1 protein-coding gene and 1 pseudogene are annotated in these 1464 nt (G+C 66.1%); one reads left to right on the top strand and one right to left on the bottom strand.

Features of this window, described 5'->3' with window-relative positions; translation table 11 throughout:
- Positions 1-602: pseudogene (locus tag XpopCFBP1817_RS20650) on the bottom strand (Tn3 family resolvase); the annotation flags it as partial.
- A gap of 192 nt (positions 603-794) precedes the next feature.
- Between XpopCFBP1817_RS20650 and XpopCFBP1817_RS20645 the strand changes: the two are divergent.
- Positions 795-1464 (top strand): DNA-binding protein (locus XpopCFBP1817_RS20645; RefSeq protein ID WP_208619690.1); only part of this gene is annotated, 670 nt, incomplete at its 3' end.

Here is a 1464-nt window from a genome sequence, read left to right as displayed (position 1 = left end):
GCCACCGGGCACCAGCGCGACAGCGCCGGGACCTTGTAGGTGGTGCCGGCGTGCTGGCGATCGCTCTTGCTGTGCGGCAGGAAGCAGGTCATGCCTTCGCCCGGCACCAGGCGCAGGTGGTTCACCTGGAGGCGGGTGAGTTCATCGCCGCGGAAGCCGCGCCAGAAGCCGAGCAGCAGCAAGGCGCGATCGCGCAGATGCCGCAGTTCTGCGGCGCGATCGCCGCGAGACTGGGCCGCAGCCGCAGCGTCTTCCTGCCATGTCGTGACCTGGCCCAGCTGGGCGAGTTGCAGGGGCGTGGCGCGTTTTTCGACGCTCGGGTGCAGGGTCTGGATGCCCTTGAGCACTTGGCGCACCACCGGCGCCCGGGTCGGGTCGACAAAGCCGTGCACCTGGTGCCACTGCGCCAGTGCTGCGAGCCGGTGCCTGAGTGTGTTGAGCGCGAGTTGCCCGGCATAGGCGGCAAGGTAGCGCGCCACGTTGTCGGCGGTGGCCGGCAGGTGGCCGCCCCACTCGACCTCGAAATGGCGGGTTGCCGCAGCGTAAGCGCGTTCGGTGTTGGGTCGGGTGGCGGCTTCCAGGTACTGCCCAACGCTGATCATCGGCCCCTCCCAGTCGCCCGATGGGCCGGGGTGTACCGGCCCGCGTGCGAGCATAGTCGAAAAATCGGGATTAGGCGGGATAATTCCATATTATCCCGCGTTAGATCACGGCCCGCAGCTGGTCCGGCCTACACGTTGAGTAGTACGTAAATACATGGTATGTAATTCGTTACGAAATACGTGGAGTGACGGATGGCACGGTCTGGGCTGTACAAAAGTGATGTGCAGCGTGCCCGCGATCGCCTGCGCGCCACGGGCAAGCATCCGTCTGTCGATGCGGTCCGGGTGGCGCTCGGCAATACCGGTTCCAAGACCACCATTCACCGTTATCTGAGGGAGTTGGAAGAGGAGGAAGGGCAAGGCGTTGGCGCGAAGATGGCCGTGAGCGACGCACTCCAAGACCTCGTCGCCCGCCTCGCCGAGCGGTTGCACGGCGAGGCCGACACGGTCGTTGCGCAGGCCCAGGCGCGCTTCCAGGCGCAGCTCCAGGAGCGCACCCAAACGCTGGAGCAGGCCCGGCAAGAGGCTGATTCACTCACGACGCAGCTGCAGCGCTGCGAGACCGTACTGCAGGCCGAATGCGAGGCGAGCGCCACCGCCAGAAGCGAGGTGGCCAGCCGCACTACCGAACTGGCCCAACTGCAGGAGCGGATCGCGGGCCTCACTGCGCGATTGGCGGAGCACGAACGTCATGCCCAGTCGCTGGAGCAGAAGCACGAGCATGCCAGGGAAGCCCTTGAACACTACCGTACTTCCGTCAGAGACCAGCGCGAGCAGGAACAGCGCCGGCATGAGCAACAGGTGCAGGAGTTGCAGGTCGCCCTACGGCAGGCTAACGAGGCGCTGACCGCCAAGAACCACG

This window comes from Xanthomonas populi, from assembly GCF_002940065.1.
GTDB classification, from domain to species: domain Bacteria; phylum Pseudomonadota; class Gammaproteobacteria; order Xanthomonadales; family Xanthomonadaceae; genus Xanthomonas; species Xanthomonas populi.
The sequence above is the reverse complement of the archived record's forward strand: the minus strand, read 5'-3'. Positions and strand labels throughout refer to the sequence as shown.